The organism is Vibrio sp. J383 (assembly GCF_023503985.1).
In the GTDB taxonomy this organism is placed as follows: domain Bacteria; phylum Pseudomonadota; class Gammaproteobacteria; order Enterobacterales; family Vibrionaceae; genus Vibrio; species Vibrio splendidus.
Genome location: NZ_CP097293.1, coordinates 2,995,076 through 3,020,463, shown reverse-complemented (window position 1 = coordinate 3,020,463; position 25,388 = coordinate 2,995,076). Strand labels below are relative to the sequence as shown.

Below are 25,388 nucleotides of genomic sequence, written 5' to 3'. Positions count from 1 at the left end.
ATGAAGAACCTGACTTTAGCCGAATTGGCAACGATTACCGGGGGAGAGCTACACGGAGACGGTACGGTTACCGTTTCAGCAGTTGCTCCTATGGATAAAGCGCAAGAAGGAAACATTACGTTCCTTTCGAACGTGAAGTACAGCAAGCACCTTGGTGACTGTAAAGCATCCGCTATTATGGTTAAAGAGAGTGAGCGCGAACTGTGTAAGACCAACGTGATTGTGGTCAGCGACCCTTACGTTGCTTTTGCTAAAGTTGCTCAAGCGCTTGATACTACTCCTGCACCCGCAGCGGCTATCGCTGATTCTGCTTCAATTTCAAGCGATGCAACCATTGGACAAAATGTGTCTATCGGTGCGAACGCTGTGATTGAGTCTGGTGTGGTACTTGGTGATGATGTGATCATCGGAGCTGGTTGTTTTATTGGTAAAAATGCAAATATTGGCACAGGCACTAAGCTATGGGCTAATGTAAGTGTTTACCATGAAGTCGTGATTGGTGACGCGTGTTTGATTCAATCAAGCACTGTCATTGGCTCTGATGGCTTTGGTTATGCGAACGAGAAAGGTGAGTGGGTTAAGATTCCACAAGTCGGTTCAGTTCGCGTTGGTAACCGTGTGGAAATTGGCGCGTGTACAACCATCGACCGTGGCGCATTAGATGACACAATCATTGAAGATAACGTTATCTTAGATAACCAGCTTCAAATTGCTCACAATGTTCACATCGGATATGGTTCTGCTATTGCAGGTGGTACTATTATCGCAGGCAGCACGACGATAGGTAAGTACTGTATTATTGGTGGCGGTTGTGTGATTAATGGTCATATTGAAATCGTTGGCGGCGTTACAATCACCGGTATGGGGATGGTAATGCGCAGTATCACTGAGAAAGGCATGTACTCTTCGGGTATTCCTTTACAGCCAAACAAAGATTGGCGTAAAACAGCAACGCGTGTACATCGTATTGATGAAATGAACAAGCGTTTGAAAACCGTTGAAAAACTTATCGAGAAGAGCGCGGAATCATAATTCCAGCATTTCTAATAAAAGGCTCGCGTACAGCGAGTCTTTTTCGTTTATAATCCTTCTAATTAAATAAAGAATATACATAGGAATACGACTTTGACTACTGAACAGACAACGATGAACATTACTGAAATTCAGGAACTATTACCTCATCGCTACCCATTCTTAATGGTTGATCGTGTGACTAGCTTTGAAAAAGAAAAAACACTCACTGCGATTAAGAATGTCTCTGTTAACGAACCTCAGTTCACAGGCCACTTCCCTCAACTTCCTGTATTCCCAGGCGTGTTGATCTTAGAAGCAATGGCGCAAGCAACAGGTCTTCTAGCATTTAAATCATTTGGTGCCCCTTCTGGTAACGAGCTTTACTACTTTGCAAGTGTAGATAAAGCTAAATTCCGCAAGCCAGTAGTGCCAGGTGACCAACTGATTATCGAAGTTGAATTCTTAAAAGAGCGTCGTGGTATTGCATCGTTTAACGGCGTTGCTAAAGTTGATGGCGTAGTTGTATGTTCAGCTGAACTTAAATGTGCTCGTAGAGAGTTTTAATATGATTCATGAAACAGCGAAAATTCACCCGGCAGCAGTAATCGAAGGTGATGTAACTATCGGTGCTAACGTGACGGTTGGGCCTTTCACTTACATTGCTGGTAACGTGACAATTGGTGACGACACTGAAGTGATGTCGCATGTGGTGATCAAAGGTCATACAACCATTGGTAAAGAAAACCGCATCTTCCCACACGCTGTTATCGGTGAAGAGAACCAAGATAAGAAGTACGGTGGCGAAGAGACAACAGTTGTGATCGGTGATCGCAACGTGATTCGTGAGGCGGTTCAAATTCACCGTGGTACAACTCAAGACAAAGCAACCACAGTGATCGGTGATGACAACTTACTTTGTGTTAATGCTCACGTAGCACACGATGTTATTGTTGGTAACCACACTCACATTGGTAACAACGCTATTCTTGGCGGTCACGTAACAGTGGGTGACTACGCTGGTGTAATGGCGCTATCTGCGATTCACCCTTTCTGTTCAATAGGTGCTTACGCTTACATTGGCGGCTGTTCTGCTGTTGTTCAAGATGTACTGCCGTACGTGCTTGCACAGGGTAACCATGCGGCTCCATTTGGCCTTAACCTAGTGGGCTTGAAGCGTAACGGATTTGAGAAACCAGAAATTCGTGCACTACAGAAAGCGTACAAAGAGTTATACCGTTCAGGTAAAACACTTGAAGAAGCGAAAGCGGCTTTAGTTGAAATGGCGAAAGAGTTTACTTCGGTTACTCCTATGCTAGAAATGCTAGAGAACTCTGAGCGCGGTATTATTCGTTAATACTTGATATGATTGTTTACCAATCATATCAAGTACGACAATAATGACTTAATCAGATTGGTATAACAAAAAGATCGCTACTCATTGGGCGGTCTTTTTTGTTTTAGGCAAGAAGGGAATTGGAAAACTATGGTACAGCAAGAAGCAGCAACCAATAGCTCGGACTTTGTTTCGAATGAACCTCTACGCGTAGGTATCGTCGTCGGAGAACTCTCGGGTGACACGCTTGGCGAGGGTTTTATTAAAGCGGTCAAATCACAATATCCGAATGCTGAATTCGTGGGTATTGGCGGACCAAAAATGAAAGCGCTTGGTTGTGAGTCTCTTTTCGAAATGGAAGAGCTAGCCGTGATGGGGCTTGTAGAAGTGCTTGGTCGTTTATCTCGTTTGTTAAAAGTGAAAGCGGAACTGGTTAAGTATTTCACTCAAAACCCGCCAGATGTCTTCGTTGGTATCGATGCGCCAGATTTCAACCTAAGACTTGAATTGGATCTTAAGAACGCGGGTATTAAGACCGTTCATTATGTCAGCCCTTCAGTATGGGCATGGCGTCCAAAGCGTATCTTTAAAATCGACAAAGCAACCGACTTGGTACTGGCTTTCTTGCCGTTCGAAAAGGCATTCTACGATAAATATAATGTTGCTTGTGAATTTGTTGGCCATACATTGGCAGACACCATTCCACTAGAACCGAATAAAAAAGAAGCTCGCGAGCTTTTAGGTTTAGATCAAGATAAGCCTTGGTTAGCCGTATTACCGGGTAGTCGCGGTGGTGAGATGAGTTTGATTGCTCAACCCTTTATTGAGACTTGCCAGCGTATTAAGCAAAAATACCCTGATATCAACTTTGTTGTTGCGCTCGTTAATGAGCAACGTAAAAAGCAGTTCACTGAAATTTGGCAATCGACGGCACCTGAACTTGAATTTACATTGGTAGAAGATACCGCCACCAACGTGATCACCGCTGCTGATTCTGTTCTGTTAGCTTCGGGTACTGTTGCTCTCGAATGCATGTTGTTGAAACGCCCAATGGTCGTTGGCTACAAAGTAAATAAACTGACGGGTTATATTGTTAAGAAATTATCGATTACTGAGTTCGTATCGTTGCCGAACATTTTGGCTGGCGAAGAGATTGTGAAAGAGCATATTCTTGAAGAGTGTCACCCAGACTTCTTGTTTCCGTCTGTCGATAAGATGCTATCCGCTGATAACAGTGCATTAATCGAACGCTTTACCGAGATGCATCATTGGATTCGTAAAGACGCGGATAAACAAGCCGCTAATGCGGTATTGAAATTGATAGATCGACCATGTGTTGAGTCATAAAGTGCTTGTTTACAGAACATTAAGAGAAGAATTATGGCAGTAAAAGAGAAAAAAGAGCTTCCTCCTTTTGAGTATCCTCAAGGCTACCAGTTATTTGCTGGTGTTGATGAGGTAGGGCGCGGGCCGTTAGTTGGCGATGTTGTTACAGCTGCGGTTATCCTCGACCCTAATAATCCAATCGAAGGTTTGAACGACTCAAAGAAACTGTCTGAGAAGAAGCGTCTGGCTCTGTTTCCTGAAATCAAAGAGAAAGCCTTGGCTTGGTCTGTTGGTCGTTGTTCCCCGCAAGAAATTGATGAGTGGAATATTCTGCAAGCGACCATGGTTGCTATGCAGCGAGCGATCGCTGGGCTAAGCGTTCAACCTGATATGGCACTAATCGATGGAAACCGCGTTCCTGAACTGCCGATGGATGGTCTTGCGATTGTAAAAGGGGACTTGCGAGTTGCTGAAATCAGTGCGGCATCTATCATCGCTAAAGTTGTTCGTGACCAAGAGATGGAAGAACTTGATAAACTTCATCCAGAGTTTGGTTTTGCTCAACATAAAGGTTATCCGACCAAAGCGCATTTCGAAGCGATTGAAAAACATGGTGTAACCGAGCATTACCGCAAAAGCTTTAAGCCAGTAAAGCGCATTTTAGGTCTCGATTAAAACTCGTCGGCTAAGGCTGTATATTGATTAGGGCTTAGTATTGGTTAGAGCTTTATAATAATTAGAGCTTTATATTGCTTAGACTCATGTTGACCGGAGCAAGGCATCGAATAAAGTTGCTTATTTGCGGTAGAAAAAAATAGAATACACACAGTTGTAATCCTAGGCCTAAACCTAGAACTCAGGAAAAATAATGTCAGATCCAAAATTTGTTCACCTACGCGTACACAGTGATTTTTCGATGGTGGATGGCCTATCTAAGGTGCCACCATTAGTTAAGAAAGTCGCTGAAATGGGTATGCCCGCTCTAGCATTGACCGACTTTACTAACCTATGTGGCTTGGTGAAATTTTACGGTACTGCCCATGGGTGTGGGGTTAAGCCAATTATTGGTGCTGACTTCTTGATGCAGTCTCAGGATTTTGGCGATGAATTGACCAAACTCACTGTTATTGCAACGAATAATAAAGGTTACAACAACCTAACATTATTGATTTCAAAAGCTTACCTTCGTGGTCATGTACAACATCAGCCTGTTATTGATAAAGAGTGGCTGATTGAACATGCCGAAGGCCTGATTCTTCTATCGGGAGCAAAAGAGGGTGAGATTGGTAAGGCGTTGCTGAAAGGCAATCGAGAGTTAGTTGCAAGCAGCGTTGAGTTTTACAAAACACATTTCGCAGACCGTTTTTATCTGGAGCTCATTCGTACTGGGCGCCCGGATGAAGAGTCTTATCTGCACTTTGCGCTAGAGCTTGCTGAACAAGAAGACCTGCCTGTTGTCGCGACCAACGAAGTGGTTTTCATTTCTGAAGACTTGTTTGATGCCCATGAAATTCGTGTGGCGATTCACGACGGTTTTACAATGGTTGATCCACGTCGACCGAAAAACTATAGCTCACAACAATACTTGCGTAGTGAAGAAGAGATGTGTGAGTTGTTCTCAGACATCCCTGAAGCACTGGAAAACAGTGTCGAAATTGCTAAGCGTTGTAACGTAACAGTTCGACTGGGCGAATACTTCTTACCTAACTTCCCAACGGAAGGTTTGGCGATTGAAGACTTCTTGATTAAAAAATCAGAAGAAGGCCTTGAGCGTCGTTTAGCGTTTCTATTCCCTGATGAGAAAATTCGAGCTGAACGCAGACCTGAATACGATGAGCGACTTAAGATTGAACTTGAAGTTGTCAACAATATGGGGTTCCCGGGTTACTTCTTGATCGTAATGGAGTTCATCCAGTGGTCAAAAGATAACGACGTACCAGTAGGTCCGGGTCGTGGCTCTGGTGCCGGTTCTTTGGTGGCTTACGCATTGGATATCACCGATCTTGATCCACTTGAATATGACTTGCTGTTCGAACGTTTCTTGAACCCAGAACGTGTATCTATGCCCGATTTCGATATCGACTTCTGCATGGATAAACGCGACCAAGTTATTGATCACGTAGCCGAGATGTACGGTCGTGATGCCGTTTCTCAGATCATCACCTTTGGTACTATGGCGGCAAAAGCGGTAATTCGTGACGTTGGCCGAGTCTTGGGCCACCCGTTTGGTTTCGTTGACCGTATTTCTAAGCTAGTTCCACCTGATCCGGGCATGACGCTAGAGAAGGCCTTCCTTGCTGAGCCAGCATTGCCAGAACTCTACGACGGTGATGAAGAAGTACGCGAACTGATTGATAAGTGTCGTATTCTTGAGGGTTGTACGCGAAATGCCGGTAAGCACGCGGGTGGTGTTGTTATCTCACCCACCACGATTACCGACTTTGCACCTATTTATGCCGATGCGGAAGGCAACTTCCCGGTAACGCAATTCGATAAGAATGACGTTGAAACCGCCGGTTTGGTTAAATTCGACTTCTTGGGTCTACGTACCCTGACCATCATCGATTGGGCGTTAGGCCTCGTAAACCCACGCTTGAAGAAAGAGGGTAAAGAGCCGGTTCGTATTGAATCGATTCCTCTAGATGACCAAGCGTCATTTAACCTATTACAAAATTCTGAAACGACGGCGGTATTCCAACTGGAATCACGCGGTATGAAAGATCTGATCAAGCGTCTACAACCCGACTCTTTTGAAGATATCATCGCATTGGTAGCTTTGTTCCGTCCGGGCCCTCTGCAATCAGGCATGGTAGATAACTTTATCGACCGTAAACACGGCCGAGAAGCTGTATCTTATCCTGATGAAACGTGGCAACACGAATCGTTAAAAGAAACACTAGAACCGACTTACGGCATCATCCTGTATCAAGAACAGGTAATGCAAATCGCTCAGATCCTTGCGGGTTATACGCTTGGTGGAGCCGATATGTTGCGTCGTGCGATGGGTAAGAAAAAGCCTGAAGAGATGGCAAAACAGCGCGGTACCTTTAAAGAAGGTGCTGAAGCCAATGGTGTTGATGGCGAACTGTCCATGAAGATCTTTGACTTGGTAGAGAAGTTTGCGGGCTACGGCTTTAACAAATCTCACTCGGCTGCATACGCACTGGTTTCTTATCAAACGCTATGGCTTAAAACGCATTACCCTGCAGAATTCATGGCGGCAGTAATGACCGCGGATATGGATAACACCGAGAAGGTTATTGGCCTTGTTGATGAATGTTTCCGTATGAAGCTCAAGCTTCTTCCACCCGATATTAATTCCGGTTTATACCGTTTTAATGTGGATGAAGATGGTGCGATTGTTTATGGCATCGGTGCGATTAAAGGGGTGGGTGAAGGCCCAATTGAAGCCATTATTGAAGCGCGTAACAAAGGCGGTTACTTTAAAGACTTGTTCGACTTCTGTGCACGACTTGATCTGAAAAAAGTGAACAAGCGTGTTATTGAAAAGTTGATTCTGTCGGGCGCCTTAGATAGATTAGGTCCTCACCGAGCGGCGATGATGGCATCATTGAAAGATGCGGTGAAGGCAGCGAGCCAACATCACCATGCCGAGTCGTTTGGTCAATCGGATATGTTCGGTGTGTTAACCGATGCTCCGGAAGAGGTTGAACACAAGTATACCCAAGTACCTAAATGGCCTGAAAAAGTTTGGCTTGAAGGTGAACGTGAAACGCTGGGCTTGTATTTAACAGGTCACCCGGTTAATGCTTACATTAAAGAGTTAGCCAAATACACTAGCTGTCGTTTGAAAGACGCTACGCCAACTCGTCGTGATCAGTCTTTAACGATTGCAGGTTTGGTGATCGCAGCTAGGGTAATGACCACGAAGCGTGGAACTCGAATTGGTTTGATGACTCTCGACGATCGATCGGGACGAATGGAAGTGATGTTGTTCTCTGATGCGCTCGATCGCTACGCTGAATTGCTTGAAAAAGACAAAATTGTGGTCGTTTCTGGACAGGTCAGCTTTGATGATTTCAATGGTGGGCTTAAAATGTCCGCGCGCGAGGTCATGGACTTAGGAAGCGCCCGTGAGAAATATGCTCGTGGGGTGTCGATATCTATCGACCAATCCCAAATTAATGGTCAATTTTTTGAACGCTTTAGTCAAATCTTAGAACCTTATAGAGCCGGAACGGTCCCAGTCAATGTATACTACCAGCGTGCCGACGCTAGAGCGCGGTTAACATTGGGCACAGAATGGCGTGTGACGCCAAGTGATACATTACTAGACGAATTAAAACAGCTGCTTGGAAATAGCCAAGTAGAACTCGAATTTAACTAAAATTTAGCTCCATGAATGCGGAGCTGAATCAACAAGGATTCATAGATGAGCCTGAACTTTCTAGAATTTGAAAAGCCTATCGCTGAACTTGAAGCAAAAATCGAAGCGCTACGTGACGTTTCACGTCACGGTGGTGACACAGCGGTAGATCTAGACAAAGAAATTGAACAACTAGAGAAAAAAAGCTTAGAGCTTAAACAGAAAATCTTTAGTGACCTAGGTGCATGGCAAGTAGCTCAACTTGCTCGTCACCCGCAACGTCCGTACACCAAAGATTACCTGGAGCATGCCTTCACAGAATTTGAAGAGATGGCGGGCGATCGCGCTTTCGCTGACGACAAAGCAATTGTGGGTGGTATGGCTCGTCTAAATGGTCGTCCTGTTATGGTTATTGGTCACCAGAAAGGTCGTGAGACTAAAGAAAAAGTGATTCGTAACTTTGGTATGCCAAAGCCAGAAGGTTACCGTAAGGCACTTCGCCTAATGGAAACAGCTGAGCGTTTCAACATGCCAATCATTACTTTCATCGACACAGCGGGTGCATACCCAGGTGTTGGTGCTGAAGAACGTGGTCAATCTGAAGCTATCGCAAAGAACCTTAAAGTTATGGCTGGCCTATCTGTGCCAGTTATCTGTAACGTTGTTGGTGAAGGCGGTTCAGGTGGTGCACTGGCGATTGGTGTTGGTGACTACGTGAACATGCTTCAGTACTCTACGTACTCAGTAATCTCTCCAGAAGGTTGTGCTTCAATCTTGTGGCGTGATTCAGATAAAGCACCACAAGCTGCTGAAGCGATGGGCCTAGTTGCTCCTCGTCTGAAAGATCTTGAGCTTATCGACGAAATCATTCCTGAGCCTCTAGGTGGCGCGCACCGCGATCCAGTACAAACGGCTCAGAACATGAAAGACATGCTAGTTAAACAGCTAGAAGAGCTAGAGCAGTTTGATAACGAAGCACTACTTGAGCGTCGTTACCAACGCCTAATGAGCTACGGTTACTGCTGATAAGCGTGCCTTGAAATGAGGCAGCTTCAAGTAACAAGATGATGAAAGGGTTGGACTCAGTGCCAACCCTTTTTTATTATTAGAACATTCTCCCTTCAAACCTATTCTCATGGTTCACTCACTCATGACTCACATAATCGAAACCTTCACATCTGTACTTAATCAAAGCGCACTCAAGCCTAATCGGTTGATCGTGGCTTTCAGTGGCGGTGTTGATTCTCGAGTTTTGTTAGAGTTAGCAGCGCAGTACGCGCAAACGCATGGCATTGAGTGCTGCGCGGTGCACGTTCACCACGGTTTAAGCAAGAATGCTGATCACTGGGCTGAGCAGTGCCAAACATGGTGTGATGCTTTGTCAGTTTCGTTAGCTATAGAACGAGTCTCGCTGGATATCGATAGTGGTGAGAGCGTAGAAAAGCTGGCTCGAGATGCTCGTTATGATGCGTTTCAGAAGCACCTGAGTTTTGGTGATGTTCTCATTACAGGTCAACACATCGATGATCAACTTGAGACTTTCTTGTTAGCGTTGAAGCGGGGAAGTGGCCCTAAAGGGCTTTCTTCAATGGCGAAAGTGATGTCGTTTGGCGAAGCGTTTATCGTTCGACCGCTACTTTCAGTGACCCGAGCAGACATTGAAGCGTCGGCGCACGACATGGGTTTAACTTGGGTCGAAGATGAGAGTAATCAAGACGTTCGCTTTGACCGCAATTTTATTCGTCATCAAGTCACTCCGGCACTGACCGAGCGTTGGCCTAATTTTCGAGAGGCGGTCAGTCGTAGTGCTCAGCTATGTGCAGAGCAAGAGTTACTGTTGGATGAGTTGCTTGAATCACACTTTCAGCAAGCTTTAGGAGATAGCCAAAACTTAAGCATTGAGACGTTATCTCAACACTCAGACTTGTTACGAGCACGCCTGCTAAGAATGTGGTTGAGTCATTGCAATCAACCGATGCCGAGTCAAAAGCAGCTCAAGCTTATTTGGGATGAAGTCGCATGCGCTCAGGCGGACGCCAACCCTAAGCTGGTGTTGAATGATGCCGAAGTTCGACGCTTTAATCATCAGCTCTATTTGGTGAGAGAGACTAAAGACTTATCCGACTGGCAAAGCCATCTTTCAATGGGAGAGAGTGTGACGCTACCCGATGGCTTAGGGGAGCTAAGCTTAAATTCAGCACTGAGTGATGGCGCATCGAACAACCGTGATGTGCAAAGCTTTAGTTTGTCGGATACAAACGCAACACTCAGAGTGATCTTTAACCCTGAAGGACTTTCGGCTCACCCTGTTGGGCGCGGGCATAGTAGAAAACTCAAGAAGCTGTTTCAGGAATACCAAGTACCCAGTTGGTTAAGACGCAGAACGCCGATATTAATGGATGGCGATCGAGTGATCGCTGTTTTAGGCTTATTCGTAGATAAAAACTACGAAGGTCAAGATTGTGAAGCGCTTTGGAGCAAGTAGAAAAAGTTTGTGTCACAATTCACCGTCACTTTAATAAAAATAATTAATGGAATATGCAATGAAGAAAATTACACTAGGATTAGTTCTCGGACTTGGACTATTGAGTGGTAACGCTCTGGCGGGTGATGTTGCTGCGGGCCAAGCTAAAGCAGCAATCTGTGCGGCTTGTCATGGCGCCGATGGTATCGCTATGATCCCAGGTTACCCAAACCTGAAAGGACAAAACGAGCAGTACATCGTTTCATCGATCAACGCTTACAAAACAAAACAGCGTAATGGTGGCTTGGCCGCTGTGATGCAGGCTCAAGCTTCTATGCTGAGTGATGAAGATATCGCGAATCTAGCCGCTTACTACGCAAGCCTTAAGTAAAACCTTCTCAAAGCGCTGATTAAACAAGATGATAAATTTCGAGCCAGAGCTTTAAAGCTCTGGCTTTTTTCATTGAATGTTTACTATAGCTAACCGATAATGAGCTATTCGCACAGTTTAAGGGATGAACATGAAAAAGATTGAAGCCATTATCAAGCCATTCAAACTTGATGATGTACGTGAAGCACTTGCAGAAGTGGGTATTACGGGTATGACAGTATCTGAAGTTAAAGGCTTTGGACGCCAGAAAGGTCATACTGAGCTATATCGCGGCGCAGAGTACATGGTCGACTTTTTACCTAAAGTGAAATTGGAAATCGTTGTGACCGACGAAGTGGCTGACCAGTGTGTTGATACCATTATCGAAACGGCTCAAACCGGTAAAATCGGCGACGGTAAGATCTTCATTACTGACGTTGAACGTGTGGTACGTATTCGTACTGGCGAAGAAGACGAAGACGCCGTATAAAAAACTATTACCCTAAAAGGAGCGTTTATCGCTCCTTTTTCATTTCTGGTAGGGTGCTGTATGTTTAAGAAAACCATCATTGTTATCACGCTATTGATAACGCTTGCTGTCGTTAGTTTTCATTTTATCTTCGTGATCCCGAATAAACCCAACCTGATCACTTCCTCTCAAAGTACCAGTAACGACATCTACAGTTGTTACCAAAACTCTGCACCGAAAGCGATTGATGTGTCTGATGGTTTAGACATTACGGTGTGGAATATCTACAAGCAAAACCGAAATAATTGGCAGAGTGAGTTAAATAAGCTGTCGGCAGGTAGCGATTTAGTCTTGCTGCAAGAAGCGAGTATGACAGTAGAGCTTCGCCAATGGGTGACAAGCGGCCACTGGGGAAGCACTCGTGTGAATGCGTTTAAAGCCTTTGAACAAAGTGCTGGCGTACTTAACTTAGCGACGCATTTACCGATCGAAGCTTGTGCTTATACTCATGAAGAACCTTGGCTTCAATTGCCTAAATCGGCGCTTTGGTCGCGTTACCAACTAAGCAATGGCGAAGAGTTGGCTGTGATTAATATCCATGCCGTGAACTTTACCTTTGGTACGGAAGATTACGAGGCTCAGCTGAAGAGCTTAACTGACAATCTGCAACAGTATCGCGGGCCTGTTATTTTTGCTGGAGATTTTAATAGCTGGAGTGAGGCTCGCTTTGCGGTATTGAAAGGCGCGTTGGAACAGGTCGGTTTGACGGAGGTTGCCTTTGAACCGGATAACCGAACTCAGTTTATGACAGGATTGGTGCTCGACCATGTGTTCTATCGAGGGCTAGAGGTAGAAAATGCAAAAGCGCCCATTACGGACGCTTCTGATCATAACCCTATGCGAGTGACCTTTAAGGCTAAATAGTAATAAGCTATTGGCTATTAGTCATACGAGCTTAGCTATTTGCCATTCGCACGGTGGTTACGTTGGGTAATCTAACGGAGCAAATAGGCTAGAGAGTTATCGCTAGCCTTATCTCTTCAACTTAAAAGATTAAAATGTAGAGCGCCCAGATTAGGTAGTAGCCAACCCATGGTAAGCCTGAAATCACAAGCGCTTGCCCACGTTCAAACTCAGTCCACGTTAATACGGCTGCATAACCCAACACGATATACCATGGTAATAACAGTGGTAAAGAGCTGGCAAACTGCGACCAATCATTGGTCAGTGGTAACTTGATTAAGCCGTTTAAGCTGTTCAAGTCAGCAGCGTAGCTCATCACTTGTCCATGCTTGAGTATCAGGCTTGCGTAGCTTGCTACATCACCTAAAACAGCCGGGAATATCACAACCGATGCCGCTGCAAACCATCGCCAAAAGCTATGTTGATGCTGGCTTGGTTTGGTTGCTAGATTAAACCAGAATGCCAACAGAATGATGGTTAATGTTCGGCCAAACACATCGCTGATGATTTCACTCGCGAGTAGGGTATTACTGTCAAGTAACGCCAATTGGTCAGGGTTCGTTTGAGCCAGTTGTTGTGACAATTCTGCACTTAACCATGCAAAATCTACATTCGAAAAATAAGCACCCCAGAATAAAAACGGGCTGAGCATTAATACGACGTAGGGTTGCCATCCCCAAGCACTTCGCTGATAAAGCGCTAAGAAACAAGCTGTTGGTGAACGGAATATATCCAACAGCATGACGAGTGGGTTACTTGACGGGTTCATACACTTACCTTAGTTACATCAACATACAGCTTCAGTTTTTGTCCTGGCTGTAGGTATTTCTTGTTCTGCAAAGCGTTCCATTTTACAACATCTGCGCTTTTTACTTTGAACTTTGATGCAATACCGCTGACTGTGTCACCTGATCTTACGTTATAAAAGACAGTTCGGATGATGGCACCGTCGGAACTATTCTTCCAAATGACCAGTTCTTGACCAATTCGAAGCGTGTCGCGTGGCCCCATACCATTCCACTTAGCTAGTGATTGGTGAGATACCTTATTTGTGCGTGCAATCGTCCATAGGCTGTCACCACTTTTTACGGTATGACTAAGCTTATATTGACCACGACTCTTCGACTGTGTGCTTGCTAGGCGATTTGAAGCGCTTAGTGCGTATGTCTTGTCGTCTTTGGTGGATGTTGGGATAAGTAAGTGCTGTCCAATACGAATATTGTTGTTGCTCAAACCGTTTGCAGAGCGGATCACTTTGCTGGTGGTGTTATATTTACTTGCTAGCACGCTAATGCTGTCACCAGACTGAACCTTGTAACGCACCAACTTCATGCCTTTGCCTTTATTGGCAGCGACTTCTTTGTTGAATTTCTCAACTGAGTCTAAAGGAAGTAATAGTTGTTGGTGTTTCTCTGGTGCTGTCGCCCACTGGTTGTAAGCCGGGTTGTAGCCTTGCAGCTCTTTGACTGGAATACCTGCGTAGCTTGCAGCAATCGCTAAATCAAGCTGTTCGTTTGGGTTAACCAGGGCCAGTACTGGCTTGTTTGGAATCGCAGGGATATCGATGCCATACTTTTCTTGGTTGGCAATCACATCAGCTAGAGCAAGCAGTTTAGGTACGTAGCTGCTGGTCTCTTTTGGCAAGTCCAAAGAGAAGAAGTCGATTGGCTTACCCAGTTTCTTGTTCTTGCGGATAGCACTGTTTACACGACCGCCGCCACTATTATAGGCAGCAATGGCATGGTTCCAGTCGCCATCGAAACGTCGGTTAAGGTCTGAGAGGAAGTCCAATGCGGCGTCGGTAGAAGCGGCAACATCGCGGCGGCCATCATACCAAAAGTTCTGTTCAAGCCCGTAGTCTTTGCCTGTGCCAGAAATGAATTGCCATAGACCTGCTGCGCTGCCATGAGAGTAGGCAAACGCATCGAAAGAACTTTCTACAACGGGTAATAGTGCCAATTCTAGTGGTAAGCCTTTTTCTTCAATCTTAGTTGTGATCAGATAAAGGAAAGGTTCAGCACGTTGTGAGACGGTTTTTAGATGACTAGGGTGCTTTAAATACCAAGTTCGGTAGTAATCAACCTTCTTTTGGTCGGGTACTTCCATTTCAAGTTGCATCGCAATACGTTTCCAAACATCTTCTTGTGTTTGTGGAGTAACGACAGGTGCTTCAACTTTTTGATCTTCTTTGGCTGTTGCTTCTGATGAAGCGTTCGCTTGAGAAACTTCTTTAGTAGGAGATGTGTTGGTTTGCTCGGAAGCTTGGTCTGGATTCTCTGACTGAGTTAATTGGCAACCAGAAAGTAGTAATACCAAAGCCCAGCTGTACTTAACTCGCATGTTACAGCCTTTTTAATTAACGGCCGGTGATAATACTTGCCACCCCCTATGAGTGACAAGTCTGTATTTGTTAAAATTCGTTCTTCCACGCACGTAAAGCGGTAAATACCGATAAAGGATCGGTCTGCTCAGTACGATTAGATACTGATTTCACTACACTTGGCTCGGTATAGCGCAAGAAAGGGTTCACAAACTTCTCTTGTCTCAAATTTGTGGGGATGGTCGACTTATTCTGAGCTCGCAGTCGGTTCACTTGGTCGCGATATTGCTGCAAATGTTGGTTGTCAGGCTCAACAGCCAGTGCGAAAGCGATGTTCGCGGCGGTGTATTCATGAGCACAGTAAACCTCGGTTTCTTGAGGCAGTGCTGTGATCTTGTTCAGTGCATCAAACATTTGCTGTGGCGTGCCTTCCATGATTCGACCGCAGCCTGCTGAAAACAGCACATCGCCACAAAATAGTTTGGCATCGCCCACATAACCAATGTGACCAGCTGTGTGGCCACTGAGCCCGAGTACTAAAAAGACTTCACCAAACAATTCTAATTGGTCACCATCATCAACGGGGTGAGTTAAGGTCGGGATCGGTTCATTCCTTGGGCCCACAACATCTATGCTTGGAAACTGTCTGACTAGTTCTGGAACGCCACCAATGTGATCATGGTGGTGGTGTGTAATCAAGATTGCATCTAAAGTTAGCTCATGATGTGCTAAGTACTCTAATACTGGAGCCGCATCACCAGGGTCGACGACAGCACAACGACGATCGCTATTTTGAATCAGCCAGATGTAATTGTCGTTAAATGCAGGTATGCTTTTGATATGTAACATTATTGATTCTCCAGTCACTTTTAGTGAGACAGAATAAGTGAGACAGGTTATTGATGAAGCCAGCACGTAGCAGAAAGAAGTTTGAGCGTCCTTACACTTGGGCACAATTGCACAATGGGGACTGGTTGAGAGAATCTATTCAAACTCGACTCGATGAGTGGTGCCCAAAGCTATTTGGTTACCATATGCTCAAGCTTGGCGGTCTCAGTAGTGAGATTTCTAGCTGCACATGCAACATTCAACATCAAGTAAACCTAGATATCCAGAACCCATTACATAATGTGATAGCGGATGTCTATAATTTACCCTTTTTGGAGAAAAGCTTTGATGTTGTGGTGCTGAGTCATCAGTTAGATTATAGCAATGACCCGCATCGATTATTGAGAGAAGTCGACCGAGTGATGATGGACGATGGTTATATCATCATTACTGGCTTCAATCCGTTTAGTATTACCGGACTCGCAAGTTTACTGCCTTGGCGAAAGAACAGCTTGCCTTGGAGTGGACGTATGTACACGCCAAACCGAATTAAAGACTGGTTAGGTGTATTGAACTACGAAGTGATTCATTGCGATACCTATGCACTATTTCCGATGAGTAAGTATCAGGCGATGTGGACGTGGTTGGAGAATAGTTTAGGCGGCTGTGCTTCCTTTGCTGGCAGCCAATACTTTATTGTTGCTCGTAAACGAACTTACCCACTTAAGCCTATCAAGCCACATTGGCACCTTAAGCGACGTTTCTCTCCGGTTGGAGCAAGCTTTAGAACCAATACGCGTCGTACCATGGATTCAGCTAAAGCTTCATATCCGTTGAAAACAGAAAAAGCCGACTAGTAGTCGGCTTTTTATCTATTAATTAGGTTAATCAATTATCAACTAGTTTAGGAAACTATCAATCAGGTTTGGAAAGTATGAATCTGTTTCTGAAATCTGCATCTCATTTAAAAGACGGTTAGCTTGGTTGATAGCCCGTATCTTCTTGAGTCGGATTCTCCGCTGCATTTCGCGCTAAATCATCACACATTTCATTTTCTCGGTGCCCAGCGTGTCCTTTCACCCAGCGCCAATCAACACTATGACGAGCAGTTTCTTTATCGAGCCTTTGCCACAGGTCTGCGTTTTTAACCGGTTTCTTGTCGGCGGTTTTCCAGTCACGCTTTTTCCAGTTGTGGATCCACTGTGTGATGCCTTGGCGAACGTATTGGCTATCCGTGGTCAGAATCACAGAGCAAGGTTCCTTGAGTGCTTGGAGAGCGATGACAGCTGCGAGCATTTCCATACGGTTGTTGGTCGTTAGTGTAAAGCCTTCGGCTAGTGTCTTTTCTACTTTTTTATAGCGAAGTACGATGCCATAGCCACCAGGACCTGGGTTGCCTAAACAAGAACCGTCAGTGAAAATTTCAACTTGTTTCGTCATGATTTGATACTATTACCTCAAGCACATTATCGGCATAGTCTGACACAGTTATCCTTATGAATACCAGTAGCACTCCAGAACAAAACACGAACGAAAAAAACAGTTCGGACGAAAATAAGCGCATCATTGTACTCGATACCGAAACCACAGGTATGAATACAGAAGGTGGCCCTCACTATATGGGGCATCGCATCGTTGAAATTGGTGCGGTAGAGATCATCAACCGTAGGCTGACCGGGCGTCACTTCCACGTCTACATCAAGCCCGATCGTGCGATTCAAGAAGAGGCGATTGGCGTTCACGGTATTACCGATGAATTCTTGATTGATAAGCCAGAATACCAAGACATACATAAAGAGTTTCTCGACTTTATCAAAGGTGCTGAGCTGGTAGCTCATAACGCGCCCTTCGATACGGGCTTTATGGACTATGAATTTGAGAAGCTCAACCCTGCGATAGGTAAAACGGATGACTACTGTAAAGTTACCGATACCTTGGCCATGGCGAAGAAGATATTTCCAGGCAAAAGAAACAACCTAGATATCTTATGTGATCGTTACGGTATTGATAACTCGCACCGTACCCTCCACGGCGCATTGCTCGATGCGGAGATCCTAGCCGACGTCTATTTATTGATGACGGGTGGGCAAACTTCGCTGCAATTTAACGCAGGCCAAAAGGAAGGTGAAGGTGAAAGTATACGAAGAGCAGAAAGTGGTCGAAAATCCCTAAAGGTTTTACGAGCTACGGCCGATGAAGTAGAAGCGCATCAAAGTCGTTTAGACCTCGTCGAGAAAAGCGGAAGCTGCCTCTGGCGTCAGTAGGGAGAAAGTATGTTAAGGGTATTGGCTACCGGTTGCTTATTGTTGTTAAGCTTTAGCTTACATGCGGCAACAGAATCCGTAATGAGTTTATTAGACAACCGTTTTCGAGTTGATCCCAGTATTGAACAAGTCACTTTTGTGATTTATCGAGCCGATAACTCTAAACCTGTCGTTTTGGTTCGTCCGGATGGCAAGAAATACTACTCTTGGCGCAATGCTGATAATGTCCGCTGGTACGAAGAATCGTCCATGGACATTATCTCTATCGACGATCCGATGCCAGGCCCTTGGCAAGCGGTTGGTAAAGTCTCACCTAAGAACAACATCAAGCTATTGTCTCACCTTGTTTTAGATGCCAATGACTTCCCAGACAAACTGTATCAAACCGAACACATTAAATTTACGGCTCGTTTGACCTCTGACGGCAAGCCTCTTGTGCTGCGTGATTTTTTAGATCGCGTGAAACTTAAGGTCACTTTTACTAAGTTCGTTGAAAATGAAGAGTCTTTAGTGAGAGAGGCGCGCCCAATTCCGGTTGTGATGGGCGAGTTTGCCGACGATGGCAGTGGTCTTGATGAAAAAGCCGGAGATGGCGTTTTCACTGTGTCGTTGCCTATTGATATTGAGCCTGGTAAATACCGCGCGCGTATTACTTCTGGCAATGGTGTGTTCCTGCGAGCGCAAGAGCAAGAAGTTTTGGTGTACCCAACACCGATCACTACAACCTTCATTCAGTCTCGAAAAGAGGGGCTGCCTCATACGATTGTCGTTTCAGGGGAGCCGGGCATGATTGCGCCGAGTTCGTTAGCGGTTCATGTTGAACACAAGGCTCCGGATGAATACGAAATGTATAAGCAGGGCCAAGCTGAGGTCGATGCAATGAAAGTCGCTTTAGAGGTGCCTTATAATGGCGATTTGGGGATTTATAACTGGTCGGGGATGGTTTACGCCACTGATGCCTCAAGCCAACGTCCACTGATCTTTCCCATTACCGAGCACTCGTACAGCGTTGTTGAAGATATCGACTTAGCGGAGTCACGACGCCTGCAAGAACAAGCGCTTGCTGAGCAAAAGCGTATCGCAGCAGAGTTGATGATACTTCAGAAGCGTGAAGATGACAGACAGCGCAGTATGATCATTATTGCGGTGGGTAATGTGGTCGCGATTCTAATAGGTTTATTGATTTGGTTTGTGGTTCGTCGGGTAAAGGCGAAGAAAAAAGCTCAACCAGAGATGCAGCTTAAGGCACCAAAGTAACTTGTCTATATCATTAGAGTTGTCCTGAGAGAGCAAACTTCAAGAAAACAAATCTCGAGAAAGTAAGCTTCGAGAATGTCAGCATTAAAATTTGTGACAACGATGTCATGAACAAAAAAACGGGACTCATAGGAGTCCCGTTTTTGTTTCTTTTTCTAACCTTAAGCGACGTTATCAATCGATTGGTCTGGGTACTGAGACTTTGCTGCAAGCTCCTCTGGAGAGAAGTCGTCAACGTTAATCGTGTACAGTCTATGTTCCTCGGCGCTAGTCAGCAGGTCTGCCTCTTCTTGCGTTAAGATGCCTTTCTCTAAACCTAATTGAGCAACAAGGTCTAGTCGTAAGAAAGCGCGCTTTTGGTGCGTCTCTTTGCAGACTTTGTCGAATAGAGGTTCTGCTTGAAGAATCACTTCTAGTGCTTTTTCAATCTTACCCACTGGGTTGTATTCAGTCGCTTCCAAGTATTGGCCACGGCCGATACGAGAACGTGTTTCGCTTGGCGTTTGTAGAATGTGCGCGACTTGGCTATCCAGTTTGTCGTTTGGTGCACGACGAATGCGACCGAATGGCATCAACACAACACGAAGTAAACGCCCAATCACAGGATTAGGGAAGTTCGCTAGGAACTCATCAATCGCAACTTCAGTCTGACGTAAACTATCTTGCATACCCCAATGTACTAACGGCAAGTCTTCAGCGTGGCTGCCTTCACTTTCGAAGCGCTTAAGTGTTGCTGAACCTAGGTACAGTTGGCTTAGGATATCGCCTAATCTTGCTGATAGGCGCTCTCTGCGTTTCAGTGAACCACCCAAAACGGCCATTGAAATGTCAGAAAGTAGCGCTAAGTTGGCACTGTAGCGGTTCAATTTTTGGTAGTAGCGTTGAGTCTGTTTGTCCGCTTTATTAGATGGTGTTGGCGTGTCTGAGCCTCGACCATCGGTTAAACCAAACCACACACTGCGGACTAGGTTGCTCATCGTAAAGCTAACGTGTCCTGCTAACGCTGAATCAAACTTATCCAGTGCATCGCTGCTTTCAGAATAAGCGGCTTCCATTTCATTCAGTACGTAAGGATGACAACGAATTGCACCTTGACCATAGATGATCATCGAACGAGTTAGGATGTTGGCACCTTCCACGGTAATCGCGATTGGCGCGCCTTGGTAGCTACGAGCTAAGAAGTTTGATGGGCCTAAGCAAATACCTTTACCACCGACGATATCCATCGCATCGATGATGCTGCGTTGGCCACGGTGAGTACAGTGGTACTTCACGATTGCTGAGATAACCGAAGGCTTTTCGCCAAGATCGATACCTGCAACCGTTAGGTTACTCGCTGCATCCATTACGTAGGCATTACCTGCTAGGCGTGCAAGCGGCTCTTCAACCCCTTCCATACGACCAATAGGTTGTTTGAACTGGCGACGAATGCGAGCGTAAGCACCGGTTGCCAGCGCAGCCGATTTAATGCCGCCCGTTGAGTTTGAAGGCAGTGTGATACCACGACCAACAGATAGACACTCAACTAGCATACGCCAGCCTTGTCCTGCCATTTTCTGGCCACCAATGATGAAATCGATAGGAACGAAGAGATCATCACCTTGGGTTGGGCCATTTTGGAACGGTACGTTAAGTGGGGAGTGACGATTACCAATCTTCACGCCTTTTAAATCTGTAGGGATAAGCGCGCAAGTGATACCGAGCTCTTGCTTGTCACCAAGTAGGCCGTCTGGATCTCGTAATTTAAACGCAAGTCCCAATACTGTTGCGACAGGTGCAAGGGTAATGTAGCGCTTGTTCCAAGTGAGGCGCATACCTAGAACTTCTTCGCCTTGCCATTGACCTTTGCATACGATGCCGTAATCGGGGATTGAGCCGGCATCTGAGCCTGCTTCTGGGCTAGTTAGGGCAAAACAAGGGATCTCTTTACCTTCCGCTAAGCGGGGTAGGTAGTGGTTTCTTTGTTCTTCTGTACCGTAGTGCTGCAATAGCTCACCGGGGCCTAACGAGTTAGGTACGCCAACGGTTGATGACAATACGCTAGAAACGCCCGTTAGCTTCTGTAGCACTAAAGACTGAGCGTAAGCCGAGAACTCTAAACCGCCATACTTTTTCTTGATGATCATTGCGAAGAATTTATGGTCTTTCAGGTATTGCCATACTTCTGGTGGCAAATCAGCCAGCTCATGCGTTACTTGGTAATCATTGACCATTTCGCACACTGTATTTACTGGACCATCTAAAAATGCTTGCTCAGCTTCAGACAGCTTCGGGTCAGCGATGTTTTGAAGTTTCTTCCATTCAGGCTTGCCTTTGAACAGCTCTGCTTCCCACCATACAGTACCCGCTTCTAATGCTTCCTTTTCTGTCTGAGACATTGCAGGCAGTACTTTCTTAAACAAAGAAAGCGCTTTTTGACTGATGATAGTCTGACGAATTGCCGGTACAGCAAAAATCGCAATGGCTAAGAGATAACAAAGCCAGCCAGTGACAGCTACGCCGCCAAACAGTGTTAATGCTACCATTGCGCCGGTTAATACGATTAATGCGCGTACTAGGCTAACTCTATGGTAAAGACAGACGCTTAAGACAGCTGTCATGCCGAGTAGGGAGAGCAATATGTTCATGATCGATTTCCTTTTCAGAGATCACTTATTGTTATTAAGTTTAGGTAAGAGGTCTAACCAGTCAAGTGTAAACAAAATATTAAATATTTGTAAAACTCTAAAGTGGATAAAAAGTGATCTCAATAGAGTTAAAGTTCTAATTGTGAGAGGTTGGTGGCGAATATTTGGGCGGATCGGCAGTGACAGGCTAATAAAGGTGGCAATCTTTGGGCTTAAGTGTCGACACTATTTCATGTTTGTGGGTAAACTCAGGTAATAGAGGGAAAAACCCTCAGCTCTCATTTCACGTACTTTAAGTTGCGTAAAAAAATATAAGAGATAAGCCTTATGTACCATGACCTAATCAAAAGTGAATTGAACGAAGCTGCTGACGTTCTTAACAAGTTCTTGAGTGATGACCATAACATTGCCCAAATTGAAGCTGCCGCAAAACTGATTGCAGATTCATTTAAGCAAGAGGGTAAAGTACTTTCTTGTGGTAACGGTGGCTCACACTGTGATGCGATGCACTTCGCGGAAGAGCTTACTGGCCGATACCGTGAAAATCGTCCAGGTTACGCTGGTATTGCGATTTCAGACCCTAGCCATTTATCTTGTGTAAGTAACGACTTTGGCTACGACCACGTATTTTCTCGTTATGTAGAAGCCGTAGGCCGTAAGGGTGACGTGTTGTTTGGTTTGTCGACTTCAGGTAACTCTGCCAACATTTTGAAAGCGATTGAAGCTGCTCAAGCTAAAGGCATGAAAACCATTGCGTTAACCGGTAAAGATGGCGGTAAAATGGCAGGTTGTGCCGATATCGAAATTCGAGTTCCGCATTTTGGTTACGCGGACCGCATCCAAGAGATTCACATTAAGATCATCCACATTGTGATTCAGCTTGTTGAAAAAGAAATGGAATAATAGTTTTAAAGACATTTGGAGCCCAACTTAGGCTCCATTGGTTTTGATAGGGAGTAGATTAAACCATGTGTGAATTGCTCGGTATGAGCGCGAATGTGCCAACTGATATTTGTTTTAGCTTTACTGGTCTTATGCAGCGTGGAGGCAATACCGGCCCGCACCGCGATGGCTGGGGTATTACTTTCTATGAAGGAAAGGGTTTCCGTACGTTTAAAGATCCTAACCCTAGTTGTGAATCCAAGATCGCTGAGTTGGTTCAAAACTACCCAATTAAAAGTCAAGCTGTTGTCAGTCATATCCGTCAAGCCAATCGTGGTGGCGTTAATCTAGAAAATACTCACCCATTTACCCGTGAGCTTTGGGGACGATACTGGACCTTCGCCCATAATGGCCAATTAACGGATTACGATGATCTGGTTAGTGGTCGTTTCAGACCGGTCGGTGAGACGGACAGTGAACTGTCTTTCTGTTGGTTAGTGAAACAACTAGAAGATCGTTTTCCTGAGCCACCTCAAGACATGGAAGGTATGTTTCGCTTTGTCGCTGAGTGTTGTGATCAGCTAAGAGAGAAAGGCGTCTTCAACATGTTACTCAGTGATGGCGAGTACGTGATGACCTACTGTACGAATCATTTGTACTGGATAACAAGACGCGCGCCTTTTGGTAATGCGAGCCTGATTGATGAAGATGTTGAGATAAACTTCCAAGAAGAGACCACGCCGAATGATGTGGTCACGGTGGTAGCAACTCAGCCTCTAACATGCAATGAAGAGTGGTTTAGAATGAAGCCGGGCGAATACGCGTTGTTTCATTTTGGTGAGCTGATCGGCAATAACCACAAAGCATTGGAAGATGTTGCTTATGCACCTAAAAAGGTTGCAAGCCAAGCACCAACTGAGCCATTGAGCTAAATAAACGTTCCGAATAGTATCATTTTTGATCCGAACAAAAGAAAGGCCGCTTACTGAACTAATAAGTCAGTAAGCGGCCTTTTTGTTTTCTGATTTTTAAGGGCTGCTCTTCAGTGATTTACTTTTTATTCCGTGATTTACTATTGCGCGAACAGCTATACAAATTACTCTTCTGCGTAACCGTGATTGCCTAATACTTTACCGTCTAAGACAGCTTGCCCGTTTACCATCGATAAACGATCTTCGGCAAACCATTTACAGACCATAGGATAAATGCAGTGTTCTTGAGTCAGCACTCGACTTGCTAACATGTCAGCATCATCATCTTCAAATACTGGCACCTTAGCCTGTAAGATCACAGGGCCACCATCGAGTTCTTCGGTAACAAAGTGAACGCTGGTGCCGTGTTCTTTGTCTTGCGCATCAATGGCACGCTGGTGGGTGTGTAGGCCTGGGTACTTAGGTAACAGAGAAGGGTGGATATTGATCATTTTCCCCGCGTAATGGCGAACAAACTCTGAACTCAGAATACGCATATAGCCAGCGAGTACGATTAGATCGGGTTGGTAAGCATCGATCTGAACCATCAATTCATGATCAAACTCTTCACGGGAGTTAAATTCTTTTGGATTCACCGAGTGAGCGTCAACACCTGCTGATTTTGCACGCTCTAGACCAAAAGCATCCGCTTTATTTGAGAAAACGGCCTTAACAGAGGCGTCAATCGTGTGGCTGTCACAGGCATCCAAAATGGCTTGCAAGTTACTTCCGCTTCCTGAGACTAAAACGACGATGTTTTTCTTAGAGTGACTGTTATTCATAGAATGGCTGTTCTTCATAGAGTGGGTCATGCGATTGGTTAACTGAAGTATTTACAATGTACCTACATAAACTAAGGTTTTCTGCGGGCTAAATAGCAAAATGAGGACCATAAGGTCCTCATTGATTAACTAAGTAAGTGAGCGTATCACTTATTTGATTTCTACTTGCTCTTCGCCAGCTTCAGAGTTTGCGATCTCACCGATAACCCAAGCGTTTTCGCCTTCAGCTTTCAGTAGTTCAACAGCAGCGTCTGCTTGATCTTTAGGTAGAGCAACAACTAGGCCTACACCACAGTTGAAAGTGCGGTACATTTCAAATGTTTCCACGTTCCCTTTCTCTTGTAGCCAGTTGAAGATAGCAGGCCATTCCCAGCTTTTTCCGTCAATCACTGCTTTAGTGCCTTCAGGAAGTACGCGTGGGATGTTTTCCCAGAAACCACCACCTGTGATGTGCGAGATAGCATGAATGTCATGCTCAGCAATCATCTTAAGTGCCGATTTGATGTAAATCTTAGTCGGTTCTAGTAGGTGCTCACCAATAGTACGACCTTCTAGCTCTTCACTTTTATCAGCACCAGAAACTTCTAGAACTTTACGAATTAAAGAGTAACCGTTTGAGTGTGGACCACTTGAACCAACAGCGATAAGTGCGTCGCCTGCAGCTACTTTAGTGCCATCGATGATGTCAGCTTTTTCTACGACACCAACACAGAAGCCAGCAACATCGTAGTCATCGCCTTCGTACATGCCAGGCATTTCAGCCGTTTCACCACCGATTAGTGCACAGCCAGCTTGAACACAACCTTCAGCGATACCAGAAACAACGTCTGCTGCTGTATCTACATCTAGCTTACCTGTTGCGTAGTAGTCTAGGAAGAATAACGGCTCACCACCTTGAACGATTAAGTCGTTCACACACATTGCCACTAGGTCGATACCAATGGTGTCGTGTTTTTTCAGATCCAAAGCAAGGCGAAGTTTAGTACCAACACCATCAGTACCTGAAACAAGTACTGGCTCTTTGTATTTCGTTGGAAGTTCACATAGGGCGCCAAAGCCACCAATACCGCCCATTACTTCAGGGCGACGAGTGCGTTTAACAGCACCTTTGATACGGTCTACTAGTGCATTACCTGCGTCGATATCAACACCAGCGTCTTTGTAGCTTAGAGAAGAAGTATTACCACTCAC

23 protein-coding genes are annotated in these 25,388 nt (G+C 45.1%); 16 read left to right on the top strand and 7 right to left on the bottom strand.

Annotated elements, in window-relative coordinates; all coding sequences use genetic code 11:
* The 11 genes from lpxD to M4S28_RS13505 all read left to right on the top strand — a co-directional run bounded on the left by lpxD (position 1) and on the right by M4S28_RS13505 (position 12,227).
* Positions 1-1,032, top strand: a complete 1,032-nt coding sequence (lpxD, locus tag M4S28_RS13555) for a UDP-3-O-(3-hydroxymyristoyl)glucosamine N-acyltransferase (protein WP_017093244.1) — start codon at positions 1-3, stop codon at positions 1,030-1,032.
* Between the two features lie 93 nt (positions 1,033-1,125).
* Positions 1,126-1,578, top strand: a complete 453-nt coding sequence (fabZ, locus tag M4S28_RS13550) for a 3-hydroxyacyl-ACP dehydratase FabZ (protein ID WP_004734341.1) — start codon at positions 1,126-1,128, stop codon at positions 1,576-1,578.
* Between the two features lies 1 nt (position 1,579).
* On the top strand, positions 1,580-2,368 hold the full coding sequence (gene lpxA, locus M4S28_RS13545; protein WP_004734340.1) for an acyl-ACP--UDP-N-acetylglucosamine O-acyltransferase: 789 nt from the start codon (positions 1,580-1,582) through the stop codon (positions 2,366-2,368).
* A 129-nt stretch (positions 2,369-2,497) separates the two neighbouring features.
* Positions 2,498-3,694 (top strand): lipid-A-disaccharide synthase, encoded by a 1,197-nt coding sequence (gene lpxB, locus M4S28_RS13540; RefSeq protein WP_102503509.1) that lies wholly within the window; start codon positions 2,498-2,500, stop codon positions 3,692-3,694.
* Positions 3,695-3,727: 33 nt separating this feature from the next.
* The gene (rnhB, locus tag M4S28_RS13535; protein ID WP_004734338.1) at positions 3,728-4,348 is read left to right on the top strand and encodes a ribonuclease HII; all 621 of its coding nucleotides are present in this window, start codon (positions 3,728-3,730) and stop codon (positions 4,346-4,348) included.
* A 193-nt stretch (positions 4,349-4,541) separates the two neighbouring features.
* Positions 4,542-8,021 carry a DNA polymerase III subunit alpha gene (gene dnaE / locus M4S28_RS13530; protein ID WP_017084146.1) on the top strand — a complete coding sequence of 1,160 codons (3,480 nt, stop codon included), beginning with the start codon at positions 4,542-4,544 and terminating at the stop codon, positions 8,019-8,021.
* 45 nt (positions 8,022-8,066) lie between these two features.
* A complete protein-coding gene (gene accA, locus M4S28_RS13525; RefSeq protein WP_004734336.1) occupies positions 8,067-9,026 on the top strand; it encodes an acetyl-CoA carboxylase carboxyl transferase subunit alpha in 960 nt (319 codons plus the stop codon).
* A gap of 124 nt (positions 9,027-9,150) precedes the next feature.
* On the top strand, positions 9,151-10,485 hold the full coding sequence (gene tilS / locus M4S28_RS13520) for a tRNA lysidine(34) synthetase TilS (protein WP_249631957.1): 1,335 nt from the start codon (positions 9,151-9,153) through the stop codon (positions 10,483-10,485).
* 58 nt (positions 10,486-10,543) lie between these two features.
* Positions 10,544-10,855 (top strand): c-type cytochrome, encoded by a 312-nt coding sequence (locus M4S28_RS13515; RefSeq protein ID WP_029222103.1) that lies wholly within the window; start codon positions 10,544-10,546, stop codon positions 10,853-10,855.
* 130 nt (positions 10,856-10,985) lie between these two features.
* Positions 10,986-11,324 (top strand): nitrogen regulatory protein P-II, encoded by a 339-nt coding sequence (gene glnB, locus M4S28_RS13510; RefSeq protein ID WP_004738609.1) that lies wholly within the window; start codon positions 10,986-10,988, stop codon positions 11,322-11,324.
* 60 nt (positions 11,325-11,384) lie between these two features.
* Positions 11,385-12,227, top strand: coding sequence for an endonuclease/exonuclease/phosphatase family protein (locus tag M4S28_RS13505; protein ID WP_249631956.1), 843 nt, complete (start codon positions 11,385-11,387; stop codon positions 12,225-12,227).
* 121 nt (positions 12,228-12,348) lie between these two features.
* Here M4S28_RS13505 and M4S28_RS13500 read toward each other — a convergent pair whose 3' ends face one another.
* From M4S28_RS13500 to gloB, 3 genes are all read right to left on the bottom strand, one after another.
* Positions 12,349-13,035 carry a YIP1 family protein gene (locus tag M4S28_RS13500; protein ID WP_004734331.1) on the bottom strand — a complete coding sequence of 229 codons (687 nt, stop codon included), beginning with the start codon at positions 13,033-13,035 and terminating at the stop codon, positions 12,349-12,351.
* Complete coding sequence (locus tag M4S28_RS13495) at positions 13,032-14,606, bottom strand: LysM peptidoglycan-binding domain-containing protein (protein WP_102540468.1); 1,575 nt, start codon at positions 14,604-14,606, stop codon at positions 13,032-13,034. Before M4S28_RS13495 ends, M4S28_RS13500 begins: the two co-directional genes overlap by 4 nt.
* A 70-nt stretch (positions 14,607-14,676) precedes the next feature.
* Positions 14,677-15,435: a hydroxyacylglutathione hydrolase gene (gene gloB / locus M4S28_RS13490; protein WP_004734329.1), complete on the bottom strand. Its 759-nt coding sequence runs from the start codon at positions 15,433-15,435 to the stop codon at positions 14,677-14,679.
* A 53-nt stretch (positions 15,436-15,488) separates the two neighbouring features.
* On the opposite strand from gloB, the gene M4S28_RS13485 reads away from it, so the two are divergent.
* The gene (locus M4S28_RS13485; RefSeq protein WP_004734328.1) at positions 15,489-16,271 is read left to right on the top strand and encodes a class I SAM-dependent methyltransferase; all 783 of its coding nucleotides are present in this window, start codon (positions 15,489-15,491) and stop codon (positions 16,269-16,271) included.
* 118 nt (positions 16,272-16,389) lie between these two features.
* Here the strand turns inward: M4S28_RS13485 and rnhA are convergent, their stop codons facing one another.
* Positions 16,390-16,854: a ribonuclease HI gene (gene rnhA, locus M4S28_RS13480; protein ID WP_004734327.1), complete on the bottom strand. Its 465-nt coding sequence runs from the start codon at positions 16,852-16,854 to the stop codon at positions 16,390-16,392.
* A 56-nt stretch (positions 16,855-16,910) separates the two neighbouring features.
* Here rnhA and dnaQ point away from each other — a divergent pair, with 56 nt between their 5' ends.
* The gene (gene dnaQ / locus M4S28_RS13475; protein ID WP_017084141.1) at positions 16,911-17,678 is read left to right on the top strand and encodes a DNA polymerase III subunit epsilon; all 768 of its coding nucleotides are present in this window, start codon (positions 16,911-16,913) and stop codon (positions 17,676-17,678) included.
* 9 nt (positions 17,679-17,687) lie between these two features.
* A complete protein-coding gene (locus M4S28_RS13470) occupies positions 17,688-18,935 on the top strand; it encodes a TIGR03503 family protein (protein WP_249631955.1) in 1,248 nt (415 codons plus the stop codon).
* Between the two features lie 161 nt (positions 18,936-19,096).
* On the opposite strand, the gene fadE is transcribed toward M4S28_RS13470, so the two are convergent.
* Complete coding sequence (gene fadE, locus M4S28_RS13465; protein WP_249631954.1) at positions 19,097-21,562, bottom strand: acyl-CoA dehydrogenase FadE; 2,466 nt, start codon at positions 21,560-21,562, stop codon at positions 19,097-19,099.
* Between the two features lie 327 nt (positions 21,563-21,889).
* On the opposite strand from fadE, the gene lpcA reads away from it, so the two are divergent.
* Together lpcA and M4S28_RS13455 are read left to right on the top strand one after the other, a co-directional pair.
* Positions 21,890-22,465, top strand: a complete 576-nt coding sequence (gene lpcA / locus M4S28_RS13460; protein WP_004734322.1) for a D-sedoheptulose 7-phosphate isomerase — start codon at positions 21,890-21,892, stop codon at positions 22,463-22,465.
* Between the two features lie 65 nt (positions 22,466-22,530).
* Positions 22,531-23,376 carry a class II glutamine amidotransferase gene (locus tag M4S28_RS13455; RefSeq protein WP_017079424.1) on the top strand — a complete coding sequence of 282 codons (846 nt, stop codon included), beginning with the start codon at positions 22,531-22,533 and terminating at the stop codon, positions 23,374-23,376.
* A gap of 164 nt (positions 23,377-23,540) precedes the next feature.
* On the opposite strand, the gene purN is transcribed toward M4S28_RS13455, so the two are convergent.
* Entirely contained in the window at positions 23,541-24,227 is a 687-nt protein-coding gene (purN, locus tag M4S28_RS13450) for a phosphoribosylglycinamide formyltransferase (protein ID WP_099426121.1), read from the bottom strand.
* 120 nt (positions 24,228-24,347) lie between these two features.
* Positions 24,348-25,388 (bottom strand): phosphoribosylformylglycinamidine cyclo-ligase, encoded by a 1,041-nt coding sequence (gene purM, locus M4S28_RS13445; protein WP_004734319.1) that lies wholly within the window; start codon positions 25,386-25,388, stop codon positions 24,348-24,350.

Bases quoted from the DNA above. Each gene is read 5' to 3' on its own strand.
- lpxD (WP_017093244.1), top strand. From the start codon at position 1: ATGAAGAACCTGACTTTAGCCGAATTGGCAACGATTACCGGGGGAGAG.
- lpxA (WP_004734340.1), top strand. From the start codon at position 1,580: ATGATTCATGAAACAGCGAAAATTCACCCGGCAGCAGTAATCGAAGGT.
- lpxB (WP_102503509.1), top strand. From the start codon at position 2,498: ATGGTACAGCAAGAAGCAGCAACCAATAGCTCGGACTTTGTTTCGAAT.
- rnhB (WP_004734338.1), top strand. From the start codon at position 3,728: ATGGCAGTAAAAGAGAAAAAAGAGCTTCCTCCTTTTGAGTATCCTCAA.
- dnaE (WP_017084146.1), top strand. From the start codon at position 4,542: ATGTCAGATCCAAAATTTGTTCACCTACGCGTACACAGTGATTTTTCG.
- accA (WP_004734336.1), top strand. From the start codon at position 8,067: ATGAGCCTGAACTTTCTAGAATTTGAAAAGCCTATCGCTGAACTTGAA.
- tilS (WP_249631957.1), top strand. From the start codon at position 9,151: ATGACTCACATAATCGAAACCTTCACATCTGTACTTAATCAAAGCGCA.
- M4S28_RS13515 (WP_029222103.1), top strand. From the start codon at position 10,544: ATGAAGAAAATTACACTAGGATTAGTTCTCGGACTTGGACTATTGAGT.
- glnB (WP_004738609.1), top strand. From the start codon at position 10,986: ATGAAAAAGATTGAAGCCATTATCAAGCCATTCAAACTTGATGATGTA.
- M4S28_RS13505 (WP_249631956.1), top strand. From the start codon at position 11,385: ATGTTTAAGAAAACCATCATTGTTATCACGCTATTGATAACGCTTGCT.
- M4S28_RS13500 (WP_004734331.1), bottom strand. From the start codon at position 13,035: ATGAACCCGTCAAGTAACCCACTCGTCATGCTGTTGGATATATTCCGT.
- M4S28_RS13495 (WP_102540468.1), bottom strand. From the start codon at position 14,606: ATGCGAGTTAAGTACAGCTGGGCTTTGGTATTACTACTTTCTGGTTGC.
- gloB (WP_004734329.1), bottom strand. From the start codon at position 15,435: ATGTTACATATCAAAAGCATACCTGCATTTAACGACAATTACATCTGG.
- M4S28_RS13485 (WP_004734328.1), top strand. From the start codon at position 15,489: ATGAAGCCAGCACGTAGCAGAAAGAAGTTTGAGCGTCCTTACACTTGG.
- rnhA (WP_004734327.1), bottom strand. From the start codon at position 16,854: ATGACGAAACAAGTTGAAATTTTCACTGACGGTTCTTGTTTAGGCAAC.
- dnaQ (WP_017084141.1), top strand. From the start codon at position 16,911: ATGAATACCAGTAGCACTCCAGAACAAAACACGAACGAAAAAAACAGT.
- M4S28_RS13470 (WP_249631955.1), top strand. From the start codon at position 17,688: ATGTTAAGGGTATTGGCTACCGGTTGCTTATTGTTGTTAAGCTTTAGC.
- fadE (WP_249631954.1), bottom strand. From the start codon at position 21,562: ATGAACATATTGCTCTCCCTACTCGGCATGACAGCTGTCTTAAGCGTC.
- lpcA (WP_004734322.1), top strand. From the start codon at position 21,890: ATGTACCATGACCTAATCAAAAGTGAATTGAACGAAGCTGCTGACGTT.
- M4S28_RS13455 (WP_017079424.1), top strand. From the start codon at position 22,531: ATGTGTGAATTGCTCGGTATGAGCGCGAATGTGCCAACTGATATTTGT.
- purN (WP_099426121.1), bottom strand. From the start codon at position 24,227: ATGACCCACTCTATGAAGAACAGCCATTCTATGAATAACAGTCACTCT.